The organism is Prochlorococcus marinus str. MIT 1214 (genome assembly GCF_027359355.1).
Classification (GTDB): domain Bacteria; phylum Cyanobacteriota; class Cyanobacteriia; order PCC-6307; family Cyanobiaceae; genus Prochlorococcus_B; species Prochlorococcus_B marinus_F.
Map to the genome: position 1 here is coordinate 1,281,761 of NZ_CP114777.1, position 22,396 is coordinate 1,304,156.

20 protein-coding genes and 1 tRNA gene are annotated in these 22,396 nt (G+C 35.8%); 15 read left to right on the forward strand and 6 right to left on the reverse strand.

Features of this window, described 5'->3' with window-relative positions:
* Positions 1 to 15: 15 nt before the first annotated feature.
* Together O5639_RS07255 and O5639_RS07260 are read right to left on the reverse strand one after the other, a co-directional pair.
* Complete coding sequence (locus O5639_RS07255) at positions 16 to 2,817, reverse strand: valine--tRNA ligase (protein WP_269623882.1); 2,802 nt, start codon at positions 2,815 to 2,817, stop codon at positions 16 to 18.
* A gap of 73 nt (positions 2,818 to 2,890) precedes the next feature.
* A complete protein-coding gene (locus O5639_RS07260; protein WP_269623883.1) occupies positions 2,891 to 3,346 on the reverse strand; it encodes a protein phosphatase in 456 nt (151 codons plus the stop codon).
* A gap of 63 nt (positions 3,347 to 3,409) precedes the next feature.
* On the opposite strand from O5639_RS07260, the gene O5639_RS07265 reads away from it, so the two are divergent.
* Complete coding sequence (locus O5639_RS07265) at positions 3,410 to 3,661, forward strand: hypothetical protein (RefSeq protein ID WP_269623884.1); 252 nt, start codon at positions 3,410 to 3,412, stop codon at positions 3,659 to 3,661.
* Positions 3,662 to 3,688: 27 nt separating this feature from the next.
* Here O5639_RS07265 and O5639_RS07270 read toward each other — a convergent pair whose 3' ends face one another.
* Positions 3,689 to 4,039, reverse strand: a complete 351-nt coding sequence (locus tag O5639_RS07270; protein WP_269623885.1) for an AIR synthase — start codon at positions 4,037 to 4,039, stop codon at positions 3,689 to 3,691.
* 19 nt (positions 4,040 to 4,058) lie between these two features.
* Positions 4,059 to 4,130: transfer RNA gene (locus O5639_RS07275), tRNA-Val, on the reverse strand.
* 140 nt (positions 4,131 to 4,270) lie between these two features.
* Between O5639_RS07275 and mazG the strand changes: the two genes are divergently transcribed.
* The 10 genes from mazG to O5639_RS07325 all read left to right on the forward strand — a co-directional run bounded on the left by mazG (position 4,271) and on the right by O5639_RS07325 (position 15,537).
* Positions 4,271 to 5,083, forward strand: a complete 813-nt coding sequence (gene mazG / locus O5639_RS07280) for a nucleoside triphosphate pyrophosphohydrolase (RefSeq protein ID WP_269623886.1) — start codon at positions 4,271 to 4,273, stop codon at positions 5,081 to 5,083.
* A 10-nt stretch (positions 5,084 to 5,093) separates the two neighbouring features.
* Positions 5,094 to 5,960 carry a polyamine aminopropyltransferase gene (speE, locus tag O5639_RS07285; protein ID WP_269623887.1) on the forward strand — a complete coding sequence of 289 codons (867 nt, stop codon included), beginning with the start codon at positions 5,094 to 5,096 and terminating at the stop codon, positions 5,958 to 5,960.
* On the forward strand, positions 5,957 to 6,856 hold the full coding sequence (gene speB, locus O5639_RS07290) for an agmatinase (protein WP_269623888.1): 900 nt from the start codon (positions 5,957 to 5,959) through the stop codon (positions 6,854 to 6,856). The genes speE and speB overlap by 4 nt, the downstream gene beginning before the upstream one ends.
* Before the next feature lie 366 nt (positions 6,857 to 7,222).
* Positions 7,223 to 8,341 (forward strand): glycine cleavage system aminomethyltransferase GcvT, encoded by a 1,119-nt coding sequence (gcvT, locus tag O5639_RS07295; protein WP_269623889.1) that lies wholly within the window; start codon positions 7,223 to 7,225, stop codon positions 8,339 to 8,341.
* 74 nt (positions 8,342 to 8,415) lie between these two features.
* Positions 8,416 to 10,251, forward strand: a complete 1,836-nt coding sequence (gene aspS / locus O5639_RS07300; protein ID WP_269625531.1) for an aspartate--tRNA ligase — start codon at positions 8,416 to 8,418, stop codon at positions 10,249 to 10,251.
* Positions 10,252 to 10,339: 88 nt separating this feature from the next.
* On the forward strand, positions 10,340 to 12,007 hold the full coding sequence (locus O5639_RS07305) for a CTP synthase (protein ID WP_269623890.1): 1,668 nt from the start codon (positions 10,340 to 10,342) through the stop codon (positions 12,005 to 12,007).
* Positions 12,008 to 12,649 (forward strand): 7-carboxy-7-deazaguanine synthase QueE, encoded by a 642-nt coding sequence (locus O5639_RS07310; RefSeq protein ID WP_269623891.1) that lies wholly within the window; start codon positions 12,008 to 12,010, stop codon positions 12,647 to 12,649.
* Positions 12,650 to 12,695: 46 nt separating this feature from the next.
* Positions 12,696 to 13,373, forward strand: coding sequence for a 7-cyano-7-deazaguanine synthase QueC (gene queC, locus O5639_RS07315; RefSeq protein WP_269623892.1), 678 nt, complete (start codon positions 12,696 to 12,698; stop codon positions 13,371 to 13,373).
* Positions 13,373 to 14,713 (forward strand): anthranilate synthase component I family protein, encoded by a 1,341-nt coding sequence (locus O5639_RS07320; protein WP_269623893.1) that lies wholly within the window; start codon positions 13,373 to 13,375, stop codon positions 14,711 to 14,713. The genes queC and O5639_RS07320 overlap by 1 nt, the downstream gene beginning before the upstream one ends.
* The gene (locus tag O5639_RS07325; RefSeq protein WP_269623894.1) at positions 14,710 to 15,537 is read left to right on the forward strand and encodes an aminotransferase class IV; all 828 of its coding nucleotides are present in this window, start codon (positions 14,710 to 14,712) and stop codon (positions 15,535 to 15,537) included. Before O5639_RS07320 ends, O5639_RS07325 begins: the two co-directional genes overlap by 4 nt.
* Before the next feature lie 21 nt (positions 15,538 to 15,558).
* Here O5639_RS07325 and cobA read toward each other — a convergent pair whose 3' ends face one another.
* Complete coding sequence (cobA, locus tag O5639_RS07330) at positions 15,559 to 16,344, reverse strand: uroporphyrinogen-III C-methyltransferase (protein ID WP_269623895.1); 786 nt, start codon at positions 16,342 to 16,344, stop codon at positions 15,559 to 15,561.
* Positions 16,341 to 17,153, reverse strand: coding sequence for a CbiX/SirB N-terminal domain-containing protein (locus tag O5639_RS07335; protein WP_269623896.1), 813 nt, complete (start codon positions 17,151 to 17,153; stop codon positions 16,341 to 16,343). The genes cobA and O5639_RS07335 overlap by 4 nt, the downstream gene beginning before the upstream one ends.
* A gap of 234 nt (positions 17,154 to 17,387) precedes the next feature.
* Here O5639_RS07335 and O5639_RS07340 point away from each other — a divergent pair, with 234 nt between their 5' ends.
* The 4 genes from O5639_RS07340 (at position 17,388) to O5639_RS07355 (ending at position 22,393) form a co-directional block, all read left to right on the forward strand.
* The gene (locus tag O5639_RS07340) at positions 17,388 to 19,049 is read left to right on the forward strand and encodes a ferredoxin--nitrite reductase (protein ID WP_269623897.1); all 1,662 of its coding nucleotides are present in this window, start codon (positions 17,388 to 17,390) and stop codon (positions 19,047 to 19,049) included.
* Positions 19,050 to 19,517: 468 nt separating this feature from the next.
* Positions 19,518 to 20,408: a formate/nitrite transporter family protein gene (locus tag O5639_RS07345; RefSeq protein WP_269625532.1), complete on the forward strand. Its 891-nt coding sequence runs from the start codon at positions 19,518 to 19,520 to the stop codon at positions 20,406 to 20,408.
* A gap of 212 nt (positions 20,409 to 20,620) precedes the next feature.
* Positions 20,621 to 21,331 (forward strand): capsid protein, encoded by a 711-nt coding sequence (locus tag O5639_RS07350; protein WP_269623898.1) that lies wholly within the window; start codon positions 20,621 to 20,623, stop codon positions 21,329 to 21,331.
* Positions 21,332 to 21,337: 6 nt separating this feature from the next.
* Positions 21,338 to 22,393, forward strand: a complete 1,056-nt coding sequence (locus O5639_RS07355) for an anthranilate phosphoribosyltransferase family protein (protein WP_269623899.1) — start codon at positions 21,338 to 21,340, stop codon at positions 22,391 to 22,393.
* Positions 22,394 to 22,396 lie beyond the last annotated feature (3 nt).

Below are 22,396 nucleotides of genomic sequence, written 5' to 3' on the forward strand. Positions count from 1 at the left end.
GATAGTTTAGTGAGTTCAATCCAATCCCATTAGACGCTCTTTGACTAGGCGGACTTGGGCCTCTGACTCCATTAAGTTTGCTCTGCATTCCTCGACAACCTCTTTGGGAGCTTTATCAACAAAATTCTTATTTGCCAGACGTCCAGAGAGACTTTCTATTTCCTTTTCTGCTTTATTTAAATCTTTTTCAAGCCTTGATCGTAAAGAAGCTATATCTATCAATCCTTCAATAGGAAGAACCACCTCGAGCTCTCCACTTACGCCTGCTAAAGCTTTCATAGAAGGTAATGATTTTGCTTGCTCTGGAGATAATATTTGGACTTCCTTAGCTTTAGTCAAAACAGCAATATCATTAATTGATGTTTTGAGAGTGTTTTGCAAAACTTCCTTACCAGAGACCAACATGACAGGAACTTTTTGAGAGGGTTTCAACCCAGCAACTGCTCGTAAATTGCGAATTAATCTGATAGAGGCAAATAAATCAGAGAAAGAACTCTCTAAATCAATATTCAAGTCTTGTTCATTGAATTTTGGCCAAGGCTGCAAAGCTAGAAATTGATCTTCAGTTAAACCTGTTAATCCATGCCAAAGCTCCTCTGTCAAATGAGGCATTAGAGGATGAAGCATAATCAAAAGATCACTTAAAACTTTGTATAAGATGCTTTTCGCTATTTTTTGATCTAATAATTCATCGGGAGAAAGATTGGCTGCACTATTCAATCGTCGTTTAATTAGTTCTAAATACCAATCACAAAAATCATTCCAAGCAAATTCATATAATCCCTTAGCTGCCTCTCCTAAAGCATAATTTTCATATCTATTAGCGGTCTCACTATTGACTCGAGCAAGTCTTGATAAAATCCACTTATCTGATAATTGCAACTTCGATAAATCATATTTGTCCAAACTTTCATAATCTTGATCCTCAAGATTGATAAGAGCAAATCTAGTTGCGTTCCAAAGCTTGTTAGCAAAATTTCTTGAGGCCTCAACAGTTGCTGATGTTTGGGTTTTACGATCAAAGTCAAGACGTATATCTTGGCCCGCACCGGCAACTTCACGAACCAGAGCAAACCTCAAAGCATCAGTTCCATATCTTTCTATTAGTAATAAAGGATCAATACCATTTCCTGCACTTTTACTCATCTTTCTATTTTGCTCATCTCTAACAAGCCCATGAATATAGACGTCAGAAAATGGCATCTTCTCCGTAAATACTCCAGCCATCATTGTCATTCTTGCTACCCAAAAGAAAATAATGTCAAAGCCAGTTACGAGGGTATTTGTGGGATACCAACGTTGAAAATCAGGATGAGTTTCATCAGGCCAACCTAAAGTGGAAAAAGGCCATAATCCGCTAGAGAACCATGTATCTAGAACATCTTCATCTTGCTCAATTTTGACTGAATCTCCATATTGTTCTCGTGCTAATTTCTTAGCTTCAACTTCTGTTCTAGCGACAATATACGGTGTTTCATTAACAACCCTATTATCTGTTTGACTAATCACAAACCAAGCCGGAATGCGATGTCCCCACCATAATTGTCTACTAATACACCAATCTCTAATATCAGTTAACCAATCTCGATAAACTTTTGACCATCTATTAGGAATAAATTTAGGTTGTCCTTTCTCAAAAAATTCAGAACAACTATTTGCTAAAGGATCCATTTTGACAAACCACTGAGTTGACAGCAATGGCTCGACTGGTACTTTACCTCTGTCAGAGAAAGGCACACTATGTTTATAAGCTTCTATTTTAGTTAACAGACCAATCTCCTTTAAAGAATCAATAACAGCTTCACGAGCTTCAAAACGATCCAAGCCTTCAAATTGACCTGCATTGTGATTCATTGTTCCTTTTTTAGTCATGACTGTTATTTGAGGTAAGTCATGTCTCTGACCTATCTCAAAATCATTTGGATCATGAGCTGGAGTAACTTTGACACATCCAGTTCCAAAATCTTTATCTACATGAGGGTCTCCAATAATTGGAATAGTTCTGCCAACTAGAGGCAAAGTAAGTTTCTCCCCTATGAGATCTTTATACCTTTCATCTGATGGGTTCACAGCAACTGCTACATCGCCAAGCATCGTCTCAGGACGTGTAGTCGCTACTTCTAAGTAACTAATTTGTTTGACGCTTGATCCAGATGATGAGACTAACGGATATCGAAAATGCCATAAATGTCCATCTACTTCTTTCATTTCAACTTCTAAATCACTCACAGCCGAACCAGAGGCAGGGCACCAATTCACTAAATATTCTCCTCGATATATCAATCCCTTTTCATATAAACGAACAAAAGCCTCGGAAACAGCTTTACTCAGCCCCTCATCCAATGTAAATCTCTCTCTACTCCAGTCTACGGAATATCCCAAACGTTTTAATTGATCAACAATTCTTCCACCACTTTTTTCTTTCCATTCCCAAGCTTTTTCCAAAAAAGAAGCTCTACCAAGATCACGACGATTTTTGCCTTCTTCCTTGAGTTGTCGCTCGAGAATAGTTTGAACCGCAATTGAAGCATGGTCTGTCCCTGGAAGACAAAGAACATTATTTCCTTTTAATCTCTTATACCTGACAACTGTATCTATTAAGGCAGTATTAAAAGCATGCCCCATATGCAGACTACCTGTGACATTTGGAGGAGGAATAACTACGGAGAATGGGTCTCCAGGGGCTGCTGGATCAGGTTTAAAAACTCCTTTTTCTTCCCAAGCTTTCTGCCAGCGATTTTCAGTCCCAACTGGATCATATGTTTTAGGAAGCCCTGAGGCTTCAGATAATTTTGTAGTTTTTGCCCGCTCTATCACAGAAAAAAAATGTGTTTAATTTAATTTACTCATTCCAGAGAAAAGTTTTACATCATTCTTGCTTTTCCTAAATTCAAATGTCACTTTTCACGTTCCAAGGAATCGAAACTATTGAGTCATGCCTTTCCCATGCAGCCGAAGATAAAGAAACCTTGTTACTTAAACCGATCGTTTGTAAGGCTTGAACTACATCGTTATCAAGAATTCTCTGATTTCCATCCATTGGCATTATCAAAACTTGCGCTTCTGCAGGATCAGCCATCACATGTAATGACAAATCTTCTAAAGCTCTTTCAAAAAATATTTTTCTCATTCGACTTGTTAAAGGAGAACCCATGGCTTTCGCAAACAATTCCAGGCTTTCTTTATCTCCAGAGAGCCCACAATTTAAACTTAACCAGATTAAAAATTTAACCCAGCTATCAACGCTCCACAGTGGCTGAAAGCTATCTCGCTTACTATAAATTAATTCCATCAATGCGAATTCAAATGCTTTTGCTTGAATAGAAGAGCGAGATATTTGTTCCATAGAAGACATTTTCTCCAACTACAGCCAAACTAGTGTTTATTGTTCATTATCTGTTTATTTGTCATGGATCTGAACGACCCTGAACTTGAGTTCTCCGATCTTGTCTACGCATATCAAAGCTGGATAATTGCTGTAATCAACGATGAAAAATTAAATAGTAAGGAAAAGTTGCTTACAGAAGAAATATCGGATGATGCCTTAAATGCTATGAGATTCTTACCGGGTGAAGTAACTAGCGCAATTGAGACAAGTTTAGCTCGCGTCTATGAAGTTGATTCTGATGAACTCTCTTCGATCTTGTTTCCAGAAGAATAGTATCAATGCTCTAATTGTTTTAAGAAATTATTGTGCTTTTGAAAGTTTTCTAAAGCCTGATCCACATGGAGAAGCTTCTGCCCCTTTTGGCGTGCTAATCAAAAATCCACCTCCACTTAGATCACCAAAATAATTCAGCTTTAGACCTTGAAAAAATAGGACTTGATCTTGGCGAGCATACAAAGTAATCCCATCAGCTCTAGCGAGGGGAACACCATCATTTTTCCCTGGCCTAATTCTTATAAATTTCCATCCTTCTCCACACTTATCATCCATTAGATCAATATGCATAACTCCTGGTGTTCCAGTAAAAGCAGCTTGCCTATTTAACTCTGCTACTGCTGTTGCTGAAATTTTTAATCCAGGACCATTTTGCATAAATAAAGAATAATCTAGATGGGCGATCCAGGGTTCGAACCAGGGACATCCTGCTTGTAAGGCAGGCGCTCTACCGCTGAGCTAATCGCCCATACAATTTTTAGTCCTTTGACTAATTCATTTACTTTATACCTCAAGCTGCTCTGTTGTTGAGAATTAATCATAATTAGATCAACGATTCATAAAAAATCGTTTCTGAGCTTAGTCACAGTCCTCTCAAGACAATTAGCAATGACAAAAACAAACCAAATAAATACAGAAGATAAAATGAATAAACTCCTTGAAGTAGTTTCAGACCTCAGAGATCCAATCAATGGCTGTCCTTGGGATCTAAATCAAACACATCTATCCTTGGTCCCATATGTTTTAGAGGAAGCCTATGAAGTTACTCACGCAATACGAGAAGACAATCCTGATGAATTAAAAGAAGAGCTTGGAGATCTCTTACTACAAATAATTTTGCATGCTCAAATAGCAAAAGAAAAAAACTTATTTGATATGGCAGACATCATTGACATAATCACTAAAAAAATGATTCGAAGGCATCCGCATGTATTTCAAAATAAAGCAAAAGTTAGTATCAAAGAAGTAGAAAAATCATGGGAACAAATAAAGACTAATGAAAAACCATTAAATAATTCAAAAACCCCAATCAGTGACCGATTGAAATTGAAAATAAGACCACAACCTTCTACTAAAGCAGCACTGATTATCTCCAAAAGAGCCTCAAAAAGCGGATTCGAATGGGAAACAATTGATCAAATCTGGGATAAATTATATGAAGAATTAGAAGAATTAAAAGATGCATTAAAAAAAGAAGATACTTCCGAAGCTGAAGCTGAAATAGGAGACGTATTATTCACATTGATAAATATTGCAAGATGGAATAAAATATGTATAGAAGAGGGATTAGCAAAAACTAATAAAAAATTCTTAGAGCGATTAAGGTACATAGAAGAAAATATAGAGGGCGAATTACATTCGAAATCAAAAAAGAAATTAGAGAAATACTGGAAATTAGCAAAGATTAATCTCAATAATTAATATTATAATTATGAAAAATAAACTAAAAACAACCTTAGAATGGCTTGACGAATATCATCAAGGAGTTAGGTATGGATTAAAGGGAAAATTAATACTAGAAGAGTCTAGTCCTTTCCAGAAAATTACCATCTATGAAAGCAAAAGATATGGCAAGGCACTATTACTTGATGATTGCTGGATGACAGCAGAAAAGTCTGAAAAGTGGTATCATGAATGTCTTATTCATCCTGCATTATGTTCTTCTAATCAAATAGATAATATTTTAATTATTGGAGGAGGCGATGGGGGAAGTGCAAAAGAATGTTTAAAATATAAAGCGGTTAAGTATATCGATTTAGTTGAAATCGATATAAGAGTTATTGAATTAAGTCAAAAGTATTTACCTACTATTGGAGGAAATGCATGGTCTGATTCAAGATTAAATTTACAAATCAAGAATGGAATTGATTGGGTAAAACATATAAAAGAGAATTCATATGATGTAATTATTATTGATGGCGCAGATCCTGTTGGACCGGCCACAGGGTTATTCAGCAATTCGTTTCTCAAAGATTGCCAACGAATACTTAAACCAGGAGGGGTTTTAGCAACACAAAGTGAATCGCCAGAATCTTTTCAGGAAATTCATATAAATATTGTCAAAGTTCTTCGTGAAATTTTTGACTACGCAGATCCAATGTATGGATCTGTATCCATATACCCAAGCGGTTTATGGAGCTGGACATTTGCATCTATGGAAAAGCCAAAATATATGTATCCAAAAAAAAGTCGCGTAGAAGAGATCTCCAAAAATTGTCAGATTTGGAGCGAACGATGGCAACAAGGTGCATTTAACACTATTCCTGCATTCATCGAAAGGGAGCTCGCAAAAAAATGACCAAATCCAACCTCAAAGATCTATCACTATTTAATAACGATGGTGCAATATTTATGGGTGCGAAAAGAGGCATCGATCAATGCAGAGTTTCGCTATTAGGTGTTCCTTATGATGGAACTTGTTGCTTTAGACCTGGTGCAAGATTTGGTCCTTCTGCTGTTAGGGAAGATAGTTATGGAATTGAAACATATTGTCCACAATTAAATTTAGATTTAGAAGATATAAACTTTGCTGATGTTGGTTCATTAGATGTTCCCCTTGGAGATGCAAAGTTAACACTCTCTTGTATAAAAGATGCTACAGATATTTTACTTAAAAATAATTTAAAACCTCTTATTATTGGTGGAGAGCATTCAATAACAAGTGGGGTGATTCAATCAATAATTACTAATTATCCTGAATTAATTATGCTTCAATTAGATGCTCATGCAGACCTTAGAGATGAATGGTTAGGTAGTAAATTTAGTCATGCATGTACTATGAGCAGATGTTTAGAAATACTACCGAGCAAAAAAATTTTTCAAATAGGAATAAGAAGTGGAACAAAATCAGAATTTCTTGAAATGAATAAAACTAAAAGATTAATTCATCATACTTTGGGAGAGAATGCAAAATCTTTAGAAGAGGCTCTAAAAAGTTTTAAAGGAACACCAATCTATTTAACTTTTGATTTAGATTGGTTTGATCCATCTATAATGCCTGGAACAGGCACTCCCGAGCCAGGAGGCTATTTCTGGGGAGATTTTGCAGCAATAATAGATGTGATTAAATCTCATAACTTAATTGGTGCTGATGTAGTCGAATTATCTCCCAAATTAGATAACACTGGTATCAGTAGCATCCTTGCTGCAAAAGTTATTCGTTCATTAATTATGTTATTGGACAAATCATCCTAAAAAAGTTTGCATTTCAATTCTCATTCAACTAATACCTTTCCAAAATCGAGTTGTTGATGAACAAATTTTTCAGAAATCTTTGGGAAATTAGGTTCTTTTTTTATCCAATGACCACAAGAAACAAATGAAGATATCTCAGAATGTATTTTTATCTTTCTAAGTTTGCACCATGAAAATGAATCACAATGACTTAAAACACACTGATTACAGCTCCTACAAGATCTTTTTGCAGTCATTAAGTCTTAACCCAAGACTCATAGAGTAGTAAAACTTTCCGGATCGAGCCACAAAGCATTAAATTTAGTTTTAGAAATTCTTATAGGTTCACGGTATCACTTGTGAATTTCTTTTACCGTTCAAGAAAAAATGAAATTACTGCAAACTCCTCTTTATCAAGAATGCAAAAGATTAGGCGGTAAAATGGTCCCTTTTGCAAATTGGGAAATGCCTGTTAGTTTTTCTGGGTTAATAGAAGAACACAATGCAGTAAGAAAAAATGTCGGGATGTTCGACATATCCCACATGGGTGTAGTCCAATTAAAAGGTAAAAATATAAAAAGCGCATTACAAAATTTAGTTCCCTCAGACGTGTTTCGAATAGGACCTGGTGAAGCGTGTTATACAGTTTTTTTAAAAGAAAATGGAGGAATTCAAGACGATCTAATCATTTATGATCAAGGATTTTTAGATACAAAAGAAGAAAGTATAGTTCTAGTCATTAATGCCGCAAGAAAAAAGTCTGACATTGAATGGTTGAGTTCAAATCTTTCTAAAAAGGAAATTACGATATCCGAATTCATGCCAGAGGGTGCATTAATTGCCATCCAAGGTCCAAAATCAATCCATACGTTTGAGAAAATTCTTCAAGAGCCTTTATCTGATTTACCACGTTTTGGTCACAGAACTATTACTTCAAATCCCAATCTAATCAACTCACAAGAATCAATTTTCATAGCACGAACTGGTTATACAGGAGAGGAAGGTTTCGAATTTTTATCATCTCCAGAAACTGCGAAGTCCATCTGGAAGAATCTTATTGCGTCGGGAGTTACCCCATGCGGGCTTGGAGCTAGAGATACTCTGCGATTAGAGGCTTCTATGCATTTATATGGCAACGATATCAACCTAGATACAACTCCCTTTGAAGCTGGCTTGGGTTGGTTAGTTCATTTAGAAATGCCTAATGATTTTATAGGTAGGAAAGCTCTCGAGAAACAAGCCGAAGTTGGAACGCGAAAAAAACTTGTTGGTATTCAAGTCCAGGATAAAGGAATTGCAAGACAAGGATATCCAGTTCTATACAACAGCGAAACTGTTGGAATGGTCACTAGCGGAACTTGGTCTCCAACATTGAAAAAACCTATAGCTCTTGCTTATGTGCCAAGCGAAATTGCAACAGTAAATACTCAATTAGCAGTAGAAATTAGAGGGAAAAAACATCCTGCAATCATCGTAAAAAGACCTTTCTATCGAAAAGGTTTTTGAGCAAGTAGAAACTGTGTTGTGCATAAAAGCCGGTCTTTGTGGGAAACTCATTATTCATGATGATTGAGAGTTTCATGCGCAATAAAACTTGTGGAGAATTACGAGCTTCCGCAATTAGCGCAAACGTTCAACTATGTGGTTGGGTTGATCGCAGAAGGGATCATGGCGGGGTGATTTTTATTGATCTAAGAGACCGTTCTGGAACAATTCAAATCACAGTTGATCCAGATCAAGGTCAGGACCTTTTTAGAATCGCTGAAAGTCTAAGAAATGAGACTGTTCTTCAGATCAATGGATTAGTAAGAGCGAGACCTGACGAAGCTATTAATACAAAAATCCCAACGGGTGAAGTAGAAGTCTTAGCTAAAAATATAAAAATTCTCAATTCTGTCACGAGTACACTTCCTTTCTCAGTGTCAATTCATGATGAGGAGAGTGTTAAAGAAGAAATCAGGCTAAGGCATAGATATTTAGATCTTAGAAGAGAGAGAATGAATAATAATCTTCGATTGAGACATAGCACTGTCAAAGCAGCTAGAAGTTTTCTTGAAAACGAAGGATTTATAGAAGTTGAAACACCAATTTTGACTCGCTCAACTCCTGAAGGAGCCAGAGATTACTTAGTCCCCTCACGTGTATGTGGTGGTGAGTTTTTTGCTTTACCGCAATCCCCACAATTATTCAAACAATTGTTGATGGTTGGTGGAGTTGAACGTTATTACCAAGTCGCTCGTTGCTTTCGTGATGAAGATTTACGCGCAGACAGGCAACCAGAATTTACTCAATTAGATATTGAAATGAGTTTTATGGAGGAAAAAGAGATCATTGAATTAAATGAAAGATTAATTGTAAATATTTGGAAAAAAATTAAAGGGATTGATCTCCAAACTCCTTTTCCAAGAATGACTTGGCAAGAAGCTATGGATCGTTTTGGAACTGACAGACCTGATACTCGATATGGAATGGAACTTGTCAACACAAGTGATTTATTTTCCAAAAGTGGATTTAAAGTTTTTTCAAATGCTATTTCTTCTGGTGGATGCGTTAAATGCATCACCATTGAGGATGGAAATAATTTAATTAGTAATGTAAGAATAAAACCCGGTGGAGATATTTTTAGCGAAGCCCAAAAGGCTGGCGCTGGTGGACTAGCATTTATAAGAGTTAGAGATGATAAAGAAGTCGATACAATTGGAGCCATAAAAGATAATTTAACTACCTCGCAAATAAAAGAACTACTTTTAAAAACCCAAGCTAAACCTGGTGATTTAATCCTTTTTGGTGCAGGGCCCACAAACATTGTTAATAGAACCTTAGATAGAGTTCGTCAATTTATTGCGAAAGATCTAAAGATAATCTCAGACAAAGAATTAAAAACTCAATGGAATTTTCTTTGGGTCACGGATTTTCCTATGTTTGAATTCAATTCTGATGAAAATCGTCTTGAAGCAATTCATCATCCTTTCTGCGCTCCTAAGCCTGAAGATATTGGTGAATCAGAAAGCTTATGGAAAGACAAATTACCCAATTCAAATGCTCAAGCGTATGATCTAGTTCTTAATGGATTAGAAATTGGTGGAGGATCTTTAAGAATTCACAACTCAGAACTTCAAAAAACCGTACTAGAAGTAATTGGTCTATCTAAAAATGAAGCAGAAGAGCAATTTGGTTTTTTAATTGATGCGCTCTCAATGGGTGCTCCTCCACATGGTGGGATTGCATTTGGACTGGACAGAATAGTTATGCTCTTATCCAATGAAGATTCAATTAGAGATACTATTGCTTTTCCAAAAACACAACAAGCTCGTTGTTCCATGGCTAAAGCCCCTGCAAACGTGGAAAACAAGCAATTAGAAGACCTCCATATAGCTTCTACTTGGATAGATCCTGAGAGTATTGATAGAAATTAACTGTAAAAACATTATCCTAAAGAGAAAATATGTAAATTTCTTGGTGTTTACCTAGATCAAGGTAGCTTAAAGAATGATTGAAAAGTAAATGGCAAAATTTGTTTTCGTCACTGGTGGTGTAGTTTCAAGCATTGGCAAAGGAATTGTTGCCGCGAGTCTTGGCAGACTACTTAAATCAAAAGGGTACAGTGTTTCGATTTTAAAGCTTGACCCATATCTAAATGTTGATCCTGGGACGATGAGCCCTTTTCAACATGGAGAGGTTTTTGTAACTGAAGACGGGGCTGAAACTGATTTAGACCTTGGGCATTATGAGCGCTTTACAGATACTGCAATGTCACGACTTAACAGTGTCACGACAGGTTCCATTTATCAAGCTGTTATTAATAAAGAAAGAAGAGGTGACTATGACGGAAGAACAGTTCAAGTTATCCCCCACATCACCCGTGAAATTCGCGAAAGAATTAAACGTGTTGCAGACAATAGTGGTGCAGATGTAGTGATATCAGAAATTGGAGGGACAGTTGGAGATATTGAATCTCTACCTTTTCTTGAAGCAATAAGAGAATTTAAAGGTGATGTAAAGAGAAACGATGTTGTTTATGTTCACGTCACATTATTGCCTTACATCGGTACATCTGGTGAAATTAAAACCAAGCCAACACAGCACTCAGTAAAAGAATTACGTTCTATCGGGATTCAGCCAGATATTTTAGTTTGTCGCAGTGATAGGCCAATTAATGATGATTTAAAAAATAAAATAGGGGGTTTTTGTGGAGTTAACTCTGATGCGGTCATAGCATCCCTTGATGCTGACAGTATTTACTCAGTACCTTTAGCACTCAAAGATGAAGGACTTTGCAAGGAGGTATTAGATTGCTTGGATCTAAATGATCATGAAAGTGATTTAAAAGATTGGGAAAGATTAGTCCATAAATTGCGCAATCCAGGCCCTTCTGTAAAAGTTGCATTAGTTGGCAAATATGTACAATTAAATGATGCCTACTTATCAGTAGTCGAAGCATTACGTCATGCGTGCATTTCCCAAGATGCATCGTTAGATCTTCATTGGATAAATGCGGAGAACATAGAATCAGAGGGAGCAGAAAAACTACTTCAAGGAATGGATGCAATTGTCGTTCCAGGAGGTTTTGGTAATCGTGGCGTAAATGGGAAAATAGCAGCTATCAGATGGGCAAGGGAGCAAAGGGTTCCTTTCCTTGGACTTTGCTTAGGTATGCAATGTGCTGTCATTGAATGGGCTCGCAATTTAGCTGGTTTAGTAGATGCATCTAGTGCCGAACTAGATCCAAATTCAAAACACCCTGTAATTCACTTGCTGCCAGAACAACAAGACGTAGTTGATCTAGGAGGAACCATGAGATTAGGAGTATATCCTTGTAGACTTCAAACCAACACAACCGGGCAAAGTTTATACAACGAAGAAGTTGTTTACGAAAGGCATAGACATCGTTATGAGTTCAATAATTCATATAGGACTCTCCTAATGGAATCTGGTTATGTAATTAGTGGTACTTCACCTGATGGTCGATTGGTAGAGCTAATAGAATTAAAAAATCATCCATTTTTTATTGCATGTCAATATCATCCAGAATTTCTCTCTAGGCCAGGGAAACCACACCCTTTATTTAGTGGCTTGATTCAAGCTGCACAATCACGCGTCCCATCCTCACCAAGTGAAGCATTGAATCCACAATCAAACATTATAGAAAAAAAATCTCTAGAACAGCAATAAATGGAAGCATCTCTACCAGTAGTGGAATGTTTTCATTCTCTACAAGGAGAAGGAGAACATGCTGGCAGAAGCGCTTACTTCATCAGATTAGCTAGTTGTAAAGTTGGATGTCCTTGGTGTGATACGAAAAAATCATGGAATTCCGAACTTCATCCACAACAAACTTTGATAGATTTATCAATTAGCACAGCCAAAGCGCAAAAAGAAGGTGCAGCTTTTGTTGTAATCACTGGAGGTGAGCCATTGCATCATAATTTAAATCATCTATGCAGAGAAATTAGAAAATCTACACTCAATCTAGAGAAAAAATCTATTCCAATTCATCTCGAAACGAGTGGCGTAGATGCACTAAGTGGCAACCCAGATTGGATAACATTATCTCCTAAACGGCATTCTCCTCCACGCCTTGATAATCTGTTATCTTGCCAAGAATTAAAAGTTGTCATACAGAACGCTGAAGATTTACTTTTTGCTAAAAAAATGGCTGATTTAATAAAAAACAATGGAAAGATTAAACCTCAATTATTTTTGCAAGCAGGATGGGAAAATGAAGAAGGGCAAACACTCGCAATCAAGTATGTAAAAAACAATCCTGAGTGGAGATTAAGTATGCAAACTCACAAATGGCTAGGTGTACTCTAACCATCTAGATAAATGAGATTTTGCTTCATTAGATTTAAAAAAAATAATGATTGAACAGACAACAATTGCATTACTTTCCGGAGGAATTGATTCGGCTACAGCTGCTTGTATAGCTATGGAAGCTGGGCAAAAAGTGATTGGATTATCCTTTGATTATGGCCAACGACATCTCAAGGAGTTACAAGCAGCCGCAGATTTAGCAAAAGATTTAAATCTTGATGATCACATAACAATCAAGATTGATTTATCTTCTTGGGGTGGGTCCTCCTTGACCGACACGTCACAAATAATTCCCACTAAAGGTATACAAAAAAATACTATTCCTAACACTTACGTTCCAGGTAGAAATACTATCTTTGTTGCTATTGGGTTAAGTCTTGCAGAAGCTCGTGGAGCCAATCGAATAGCATTAGGCATCAATGCAATGGATTATTCTGGATATCCAGACTGTAGACCGGATTATTTAGAGGCATATCAAGAATTAGCCAACTTATCCAGCAGAGTAGGACGCGAGGGGAAAGGTATAAAACTCTGGGCTCCACTACTAGATTGGGAAAAAACAAAAATCTTTAAAGAGGCATTACGCTTAAAAATTCCTATAGAAAAAACATGGAGTTGCTATCAAGGTGAAAGTAAACCGTGTGGTAGATGTGATAGTTGTCGTATTAGAGATAAAGCATTAAAAGAAATAGGTCGAGAAGATCTATGTAGCCAAAATATCTAGTGAATAACATTACGCGACTACTATGTCAGTGGAAATCACCTGAGCTAGTAGCTTATAAATTGATTGAAGAATGGGGAGAGGCAGGATTTATATGGCTTGATGGCGATGGGAGTGATTTAGGGCGATGGGTCACCTTAGGAATTAATCCTCTGGAACAGTTTTGTTCTAGAGAATTAGAAATTTCAAAAAAGGACTCTAATCCTTTTAAAATTTTACGCGAATTACCGCCAGGGCACTGGACTGGTTGGTTGAGTTATGAAGCTGCATCTTGGACAGAGCCACAAAATCCATGGCAAACAAGTTCTATGGCAACTTTATGGATAGCCTCTCATGACCCTATATTAAAATTTGATCTTCAAAATAAAGAGCTATGGCTAGAAGGCAAAGATGAAAAGCGAATCTCAATTATGGAAAATTTTCTAAAAAATACTTTTCATCAAAAACTTTCCAAACCAGACAATGAAGCAGCAAAACAAGCAGAACGCAAACATAGTATTCCCCTAGAATCTTGGGACTGGAGGTTAACAAGTCAAGAATATTCTGAAAGAGTTGATGAAATCAAAGAATGGATTGCGAACGGTGATATTTTTCAGGCTAATCTAACTACCTCATGCCAAGCCCCATTGCCAGAATCCATGCGACCAATAGATGTATATTCAAAACTTAAAAAATGCTCCCCTGCTCCATTTGCTGGAGTAATTATCGGCGATCAGATGGCAAACGGAGAAGCTATTATATCAACTTCACCAGAAAGATTTTTAAAAGCTTTCCCCACTGGAGAGGTCGAAACAAGACCAATCAAGGGAACTAGACCCAGAGATAGAGATCCAGAAAAAGATGCTGATTGGGCAGCAGAGCTTATTTGTAGTCCAAAAGATCATGCTGAGAATGTAATGATTGTAGATCTACTAAGAAATGATCTTGGAAGAGTATGCCAGCCTGGTTCAATCAAAGTCCCTCATCTACTAGTTTTAGAAAGCTATTCACAAGTTCATCATCTCACTTCAGTAGTTAAAGGTAGACTCAATACAAATAAAACTTGGGTTGACTTGCTTGAAGCATGCTGGCCAGGAGGTTCAGTAACAGGAGCACCGAAGCTTAGAGCATGTAAAAGATTGTATGAACTTGAACCAACAGCGAGAGGTCCATATTGTGGATCAATATTAAATATAAATTGGGATGGGGTCCTTGATAGCAATATTTTAATCCGATCTTTAATGATTAAAGAATCCTCTATCAGTGCTCATGCTGGATGTGGAATTGTTGCAGATTCAGATAGTCAAAAGGAAGCTGAGGAAATGAATTGGAAATTGATGCCACTTTTAAACGCATTAACATGACTGAAAATAAGAACGAAAAATTAGGCTGGATTAATGGTCACTGGGGAGTCTTCAAAGATTTAAAAGTGCCAATTAATGATCGAGGTCTCAACTTTGCAGATGGAATCTTTGAAACGATTTTCATTTTGAATGGCGTTCCGCAGCTTCTTAATGAGCATTTAAATAGATGGGAAGAAAGTGCAAGTATTTTAGAAATGAATCCCCCGCCATCAAAAGAATGGTTGATTGCACTCATTGAAGATGGTATTAACCGATCGCAATTAAATAATGTCAATGGAGTAATGCGTATTAATTGGACTAGAGGAGCATCAAAACAACGTGGAATTGATATCAGCAAGACAAGCCATCATAGTTTTTGGTTGGAGATAGATTCTTATCAACCAAATTTTGAATCTATATCTACAATAATTAGTCAAACTGAAAGAAGAAATTCTTTTAGCCGATTGAGTTTTTGTAAAACATTTTCCTATAACCAAGGGATTCAAGCGCGCATAGAAGCAAAGAATGCAGGCTGTAATGATGCAATATTATTAAATAGTCAAGGTGAAATATGCTGCGCCACTACAGCAAATATATTAGTAAAAAGAGAAAATAATTGGTTGACTCCACCATCTAATAGTGGTTGTCTACCTGGCATAATGCGTCAACGAGGAATTGATTTGAATATAATACAAGAAGCTCTCATTGAAGCGACACCAAAAGATAATGATGAATGGTTTTTAATTAATAGTTTAAGTTGTCGTCCAATTCAAAAAATAAACAAAAAAGAATTAAAAATATCAACTAACCCCAAAGAATTTTGGCTGAGTTTATTAAAAATCTAAAAATAATATCTGACAGACTATCTATATAGGAATTGGAAATGTCACTTCAGCTGGCTTTGGAGAGCAAGCTTCTACTTGAAAATCCACAACTGAACCTATTACAACAATCGCAGGAGACCTTAAATTTTCTTCTTGAACTCGGTCGAAAAGCTGTACCAAAGGGCTCTTAATATAACGTTGACCAATTACAGTCCCCTGCTCAATAACTGCCGCAGAAGTCTCAGGATGCATACCACCAGCAATCAACTCTGCTGAGATAAATTTTAAATTATGAACACCCATATATATAACGATTCCATCACTGGATTTCGCTAAAGACCGCCAATTTACAGCTGGGCGTTTTTTATCAATCTCCTCATGTCCAGTCACAAAAGTGACTGACGATCCAGCAAGTCTATGAGTAATAGGTATCCCAACATAAGCAGGAGCAGCTATACCTGATGTAACCCCAGGTACTACTTGTACTGGAACCCCTTTTTTATGCAGATAAGAAGCTTCTTCCGCACCTCTACCAAACAAAAATGGATCACCACCTTTTAATCTAACAATACAAGAATAACTCTTTGCTAAATCAAACAAAATATCATTCGTTTTCCTCTGAGGAACCGAATGATGACCACGCCTCTTACCTACTGAATGAAGTTGACAATTTGAAGAAACTAATTCAAGTAGCTCTACAGGAACTAAAGAGTCGTATACCAGCGCATCACATTTACTAATTAGTTTTTGCGCTTTAACTGTTAATAAATCGGGATCTCCAGGACCTGCTCCGACAAGATAAACAGTGCCAAACTGATGTGTATTCATGGCAAGTTACCCAAAATATTAACAAGACCACGATGAATAATATCAATCTCAAGCAAAGATTTAAGCTGCTCTCCTTGACTATCAATTTCTACATTTTTGTTGGGAGTCAAAAGATAGGGAATAGGGAGATAATTCTTCTTCTTTTTAAAAGTATCTTGATTCCATCTAGACCATGAATAAAGAGGAATATTTAGGAATTTTTCTAAGGACTTAAGAAAAACACTTGAAGTAACTGAAGAGACAGGGTGATGAATCAATGCAGGTTTAACAAAAGGACTCTGACTAGTTATCAGATCATCTATTAATGATAGCCATGGTATAAAAGAACCTAGGAAAGGAAACAATTTTATATTTTGTCCATCTTCTTGCAAACGTTTAAATATTGTTGGTACATCAATACAAACATGACTTCCAGGTAACAAAAAAAGAGGAACTAAAAACACTGACCTATTACCGATGTCAATTTGTTCTGGATTGTCATCAGTTAAAGCCTCTATTGAAACAGAGCGATTTTTCAGCCTTTTTAATTGGTCAACCAAAAAAAGAAGAGATGGATGTATCTCACCACCTCGAGAACCATGAACTAATAAATGTAAATGGTGAGGAGGCTCACAATTAATTCTATTTGGTAACAAAGACAACTTTTGATGAGCATCTGAAGATGTATTAGTACTTTCAACTAATTTATTAAAATTGAGATGATGAGAAATTCTAGATACTCGGGAACAAATAATTTCAGACGAGGAGAGGGGGTTAATCGAAGGAAGACTCAATACAGAGGAAGAAAAAGATTCAAAAGTACTTTTCATAGAGATCTCTTTGCTATGAAAGAAGTTTGGGAAATGCTCAAAAGTGGAGCGATTAGAAGCCTCGGAGAAATTGGACGCCAATACTAAATGAGAAATTTTGAAACTAATTAATCAATTTAATGGGTAGATTTGGTGTATTGAATGATACCAAAATAAATAAAAAATTTGGTAAAAACGGATACATCTGGAATTCAGATTTTAAAGGTTAATTATAAATGTAAACTCTCAATACAAATGGTTCAATACTATCTCGAAGGCAAAAAACTAAATAAAGTTGAAAAAAATAAAGCTGCTAAGGATGGACTAGAAATAGGAAAGGATATAGACAAATTTGCTGAAATGGGATGGGAGCAAATGGATAAAACTGATTTAGAATTAAGATTGAAATGGTATGGGATGTTTTGGAGACCAAAAACACCTGGAAAGTTTATGTTAAGGCTAAGAATACCTAATGGAATAATTAATACAGAACAATTAAAGGTAATTGCATCAATTGTTGCGAGATATGGAGAGAATGGAAGTTGTGATATAACAACTAGGCAAAATATACAACTTAGAGGTGTTTTGATTAGTGATTTGCCTGAGATATTAAATAGGTTAAAAAAAGTAAACATATCGACAACTCAATCTGGATTTGATAATCCAAGAAATGTTACTGGAAATCCCATCGCTGGAGTTGATCCAAAAGAAATTATAGACACAAGAAAATATACATCACAAATGCAAGATTATTTAACTAATGAAGGTAAAGGAAACTCAGAATTTTCAAATCTTCCAAGGAAATGGAACACAGCTATAGCAGGTTCTAAAGATAATTTTCTTTTACATAATGATTTGATTTTTCATCCAGTTAAAATTAATGGAGTTTTAGGTTTCAGTGTATGGATTGGAGGTGTACTTTCATCAGTAATGAATGAATATGCAGTTCCGTTGAATGCATGGGTTGAAGAAGAAAAAATTTATGAATTAACATCAATTATTTTATCCCTCTGGAGAGATAATGGGGAACGTAATATAAGACCTAAAGGTAGGTTTAGATTTTATTTAGATAAAATTGGTGTTGAAAAATTTAGAGATCTTATCGAAAAACAATATGGAGCATTAAAAGAAGATCCAGGTTCAATATTTTCAGAAAAACCAAGGTCATTTTTTGGAATTCATTCTCAAAAACAAGAAGGTAAATATTTTGCAGGAATTCATGTGCCAGTAGGCCGTCTTTTGGCTGAAGATTTACAAGATATAGCAAATATATGTGAGAATTTTGGTGATAAAGAAATAAGACTTACCGAAGACCAAAATATTATTATTACTGGTATAGATACAAATCTAATTGAAGAATTTAAGAAGCAATCTATCTTACAAAAATTTCCATTAAAACCAGAAAATATTGCCGCAGGTACTGTTTCTTGTACTGGAAATACCTATTGTGGTTTCGCTCTGACAAATACAAAAGATCAAGCTTTAAAAATCTCGCATGAATTAGACAAAGAATTAGATTTGAAAGACGAATTAAAGATTCATTGGACCGGGTGTCCTAATAGTTGTGGTCAAGCCTACATGGGAGGCATTGGTTTAACGGGTAAAAAAGCTAAAGACAAAGAAGGAAAAACTGTTGAAGCTTATGATATAAGCATTGGTGGATCACAAGGTCCTAATTATAAATTAGGAGAATTAATAAAAAAATCTGTCCCTCAAGATGAATTAAAAGATGTACTAAAAGATTTACTTATTTCAAATTTTGAGGCAAAAGAAAAAAAATTTTTAAGTAAAAAATCTGGTTCATTCTCTCGATTTATGAATTGGTTGAGTCCTCTTGGCAAAGATAAACCGCTGATTAATCGAGCCAATGGCAGCCCCGACATCTTTTCCAAATTTATGAATCGAATTAGTAATTAATTCGATTTTATAAAAAATTATTTTTCTTACTTTTTAAATTTATGACTCAAAGTACTTCTCAAATGAGCTACGTCTTGCCTAAAGATTCTATTTCTCGCTTCATGAATTGGTTTAACAACCTTGGTAAAGATAAACCGCTGATTAATCGAGCCAATGGCAGCCCCGACATCTTTTCCAAATTTATGAATCGAATTAGTAATTAATTCGATTTTATAAAAAATTATTTTTCTTACTTTTTAAATTTATGACTCAAAGTACTTCTCAAATGAGCTACGTCTTGCCTAAAGATTCTATTTCTCGCTTCATGAATTGGTTTAACAACCTTGGTAAAGATAAACCGCTGATTAATCGAGCCAATGGTAGCTCCGACATCTTTTCCAAATTTATGAATCGAATTAGTAATTAATTCGATTTTATAAAAAATTATTTTTCTTACTTTTTAAATTTATGACTTCAAGTGCTTCTCAAATGGACTACGTCCTACCAAATGAATTGGTAGATGGAATGATTGCTGCAGGTGGCAAGAAATCATCTGTAAGCGTAAAAAACTTGCTAATAAGAGGCTTCTATTCAGGAGCAATTTTAGGTTTAGCGACATGTCTTGCAATTACTATAGGTATTCAATCTGGGATGCCTTGGTTAGGTTCTTTTATATTTCCTTTTGGTTTTGCAAGTATCGTTCTTTTCGGTATGGAGCTTGTTACTGGTAATTTTGCGTTACTACCAATGGCCGTATGGGCTGGAAAGAGTTCTTGGTCTGCAACTGTAAGGAATTGGCTATGGGTTTGGATCGGTAATTTTCTAGGTACAGCATTTGTTGCTGTTCTACTATCCATCAGCTTGTCCAGTGCTGGAAATGTTGATCCTTTAGCTGCTGCTGAAGGTGGAAAAGGATGGGCAGTTGTAGCAGCAAAAATCATAGCTATACATAAAGCAAACACAGTTGTGAAATATGAGGCACTTGGAAGTACTGGTTTTTTCCTCGCATTTTTACGTGGGGTAATTGCAAACTGGCTAGTTTGTTTAGGTGTAACAATGGCACTTGTAAGTAAAAGTGTTCCAGGAAAGATACTTGCTTGCTGGCTCCCTATAACTGCATTCCAAACAATGGGAATGGAGCACATAGTAGTTAATATGTTTTTGCATACAACTGGCCCTCTACTAGGATCAGGTATTCCTTTTACAAAAGTAATTTTTTGGAATTTCTTACCAGTGACGATTGGAAATATTGTTGGAGGAATGGTATTTATTGGAATGCTTTTCTATAGCACCCACAAAACTCCTATCTCTAATGTTTTACCAGACGTAAAAGATGAAAAATTAGAACGAGAGCTCGAAGCACAACTTGGTGCAAGATAAAAAAATTAAATTTTAAACTAAATTAAGAAAGCCTAGAAAGTTGTATTCTAGGCTTTTTTAAAATGTCTACTATTTAATAGTTATTAATAGGGTTTTAAAAGATTTTCAATTGATCTCAAAACAAATCAAATAGTTGACTTGATTGATAAACAAATAGTAATTTATAAAATTAATCTGATTAATTATTTTCTAATCCACTAAATTTAAATTCTATGATTATTGAAGAAAGCAATATATGGGATACGCTTAATAACGCAAAAAAAACTAAGCCAAGCGCTGAGTGGCTTCGGAATGCATACAATCCGAATATCAACTACGAGCTTAGGCAAGAAATCGCAAATCGCCTAGGACAATTTTCAAAAGTAGGATGGATAAAAATAAAAGATCTAATTAATACATATGGCAATAAAGATGAACTAATTCTTGCCGCAGGACTTACCTATCAAGAGGATGCCAAAGAATGGCTCTTAAAACATCTTTATGATGATGACACTATGAACATCAAAATCGTAGAAGCTTTAGCTTGCTGGGGAGGAACATTACCGATTGAGCTTATCAAAACAATATTAGAAGATAAACGTGAACACATGAAAATAGCTGGTCTAGAATTACTAAAGTTTAAAGCTCATTTACTTTCTGATTCTCATTTACTTGATATAGCAAAGTCACCTTTAAATGATTTCAGAGAAAAGATAGTGATCAAAACACTGACCATCATTCAAAGACGTGAAAGCCTAGATATCTGTATAGCTATCAGCGATGTAATACAAAAAGGATCGGATAAGTCTGCATACTACGGCTTAATGGCTCTTGGTTCAATCGGAACTGAAATTAGTAAAAATATCTTATTAGATTTGGTCAAAAATTTAAAGAATGCTCAACGCAAAGAACTTGCAAAAAAACAACTTAACTTTGAAATATAAGCTCTCATGATAAACAAATACGAAGAATTTAAAACCTATTTAAAAAAAATAGGTAGTGGTGAGTTCACAGGAAAAAGTCTTACTCGCGAAGAAACTAAATCAGCTATTAAGCTGATGCTTAAAGAAGAAGCAAGCGCAGCACAAATTGGTGGCTTCATGATTGCGCATAGAATTAGACGTCCTATCCCTGAAGAATTAGCCGGGATGATTGATGCATATATAGAACTTGGACCAAAGATTCAATCACCCAGTAATCAACATCAACCTATGTTTTTTGGGATGCCTTTTGATGGTCGAAAAAAAACAGCACCAATTTACCCTCTAACAACTTTACTATTACTAACTCAGAAACAGCCTGTTATTTTGCATGGTGGTTCTCGTATGCCCGTGAAATATGGCGTTACCCATAACGAACTCTTTCAAGCCTTAGGAATAAATTTAACTGGTCTATCCATAGAAGAACTACAAAGTTTTTTCAACCACAACGACCTAGCTTTAATACATCAGCCAGATCATTTTCCGCTAGCTGAAAATTTAATTCCTTATAGAGATCAAATAGGTAAGCGACCACCTCTAGCAAGTATGGAATTAATCTGGACTTGCCATCAAGGAAATCATCTACATATCAGTGGCTATGTTCATTCTCCTACTGAAGAGAGACATTGGAAGACCTTAGAGCTTATGGGAGAACAAAATGTGATTACTGTCAAAGGACTTGAAGGTGGAATAGATCTTTCAATAAGTCGTTCATCAACAATTGGACAGTACAAAAATCAGCATGGAACAAGAAAAGTGTTTCATCCCAAAGACTATGCATGTTCAGGAAAAGATATTGAATGGAACGACATCGAAGAATGGCAGAGATTTGCTTTACAAGCTCTTCATGGCGAGGGTCCTTTGACTAAAGCACTAGAGTGGAATGCTGGTATTTACTTTTTTTATGCAGGTATAAGCTCTGATATTAAAGAAGGAATTAATAAAGCTAAAGAAATAATCAATTCAGGGTTTGCTTTCAAGCAATTAGAAAAATTAATTCATTGGAGTAATGAAAATATTGATTAATAA

Bases quoted from the DNA above. Each gene is read 5' to 3' on its own strand.
- O5639_RS07260 (WP_269623883.1), bottom strand. From the start codon at position 3,346: ATGGAACAAATATCTCGCTCTTCTATTCAAGCAAAAGCATTTGAATTC.
- O5639_RS07265 (WP_269623884.1), top strand. From the start codon at position 3,410: ATGGATCTGAACGACCCTGAACTTGAGTTCTCCGATCTTGTCTACGCA.
- O5639_RS07270 (WP_269623885.1), bottom strand. From the start codon at position 4,039: ATGCAAAATGGTCCTGGATTAAAAATTTCAGCAACAGCAGTAGCAGAG.
- mazG (WP_269623886.1), top strand. From the start codon at position 4,271: ATGACAAAAACAAACCAAATAAATACAGAAGATAAAATGAATAAACTC.
- speE (WP_269623887.1), top strand. From the start codon at position 5,094: ATGAAAAATAAACTAAAAACAACCTTAGAATGGCTTGACGAATATCAT.
- speB (WP_269623888.1), top strand. From the start codon at position 5,957: ATGACCAAATCCAACCTCAAAGATCTATCACTATTTAATAACGATGGT.
- gcvT (WP_269623889.1), top strand. From the start codon at position 7,223: ATGAAATTACTGCAAACTCCTCTTTATCAAGAATGCAAAAGATTAGGC.
- aspS (WP_269625531.1), top strand. From the start codon at position 8,416: ATGCGCAATAAAACTTGTGGAGAATTACGAGCTTCCGCAATTAGCGCA.
- O5639_RS07305 (WP_269623890.1), top strand. From the start codon at position 10,340: ATGGCAAAATTTGTTTTCGTCACTGGTGGTGTAGTTTCAAGCATTGGC.
- O5639_RS07310 (WP_269623891.1), top strand. From the start codon at position 12,008: ATGGAAGCATCTCTACCAGTAGTGGAATGTTTTCATTCTCTACAAGGA.
- queC (WP_269623892.1), top strand. From the start codon at position 12,696: ATGATTGAACAGACAACAATTGCATTACTTTCCGGAGGAATTGATTCG.
- O5639_RS07325 (WP_269623894.1), top strand. From the start codon at position 14,710: ATGACTGAAAATAAGAACGAAAAATTAGGCTGGATTAATGGTCACTGG.
- cobA (WP_269623895.1), bottom strand. From the start codon at position 16,344: ATGAATACACATCAGTTTGGCACTGTTTATCTTGTCGGAGCAGGTCCT.
- O5639_RS07335 (WP_269623896.1), bottom strand. From the start codon at position 17,153: ATGAAAAGTACTTTTGAATCTTTTTCTTCCTCTGTATTGAGTCTTCCT.
- O5639_RS07340 (WP_269623897.1), top strand. From the start codon at position 17,388: ATGGTTCAATACTATCTCGAAGGCAAAAAACTAAATAAAGTTGAAAAA.
- O5639_RS07345 (WP_269625532.1), top strand. From the start codon at position 19,518: ATGGACTACGTCCTACCAAATGAATTGGTAGATGGAATGATTGCTGCA.
- O5639_RS07350 (WP_269623898.1), top strand. From the start codon at position 20,621: ATGATTATTGAAGAAAGCAATATATGGGATACGCTTAATAACGCAAAA.
- O5639_RS07355 (WP_269623899.1), top strand. From the start codon at position 21,338: ATGATAAACAAATACGAAGAATTTAAAACCTATTTAAAAAAAATAGGT.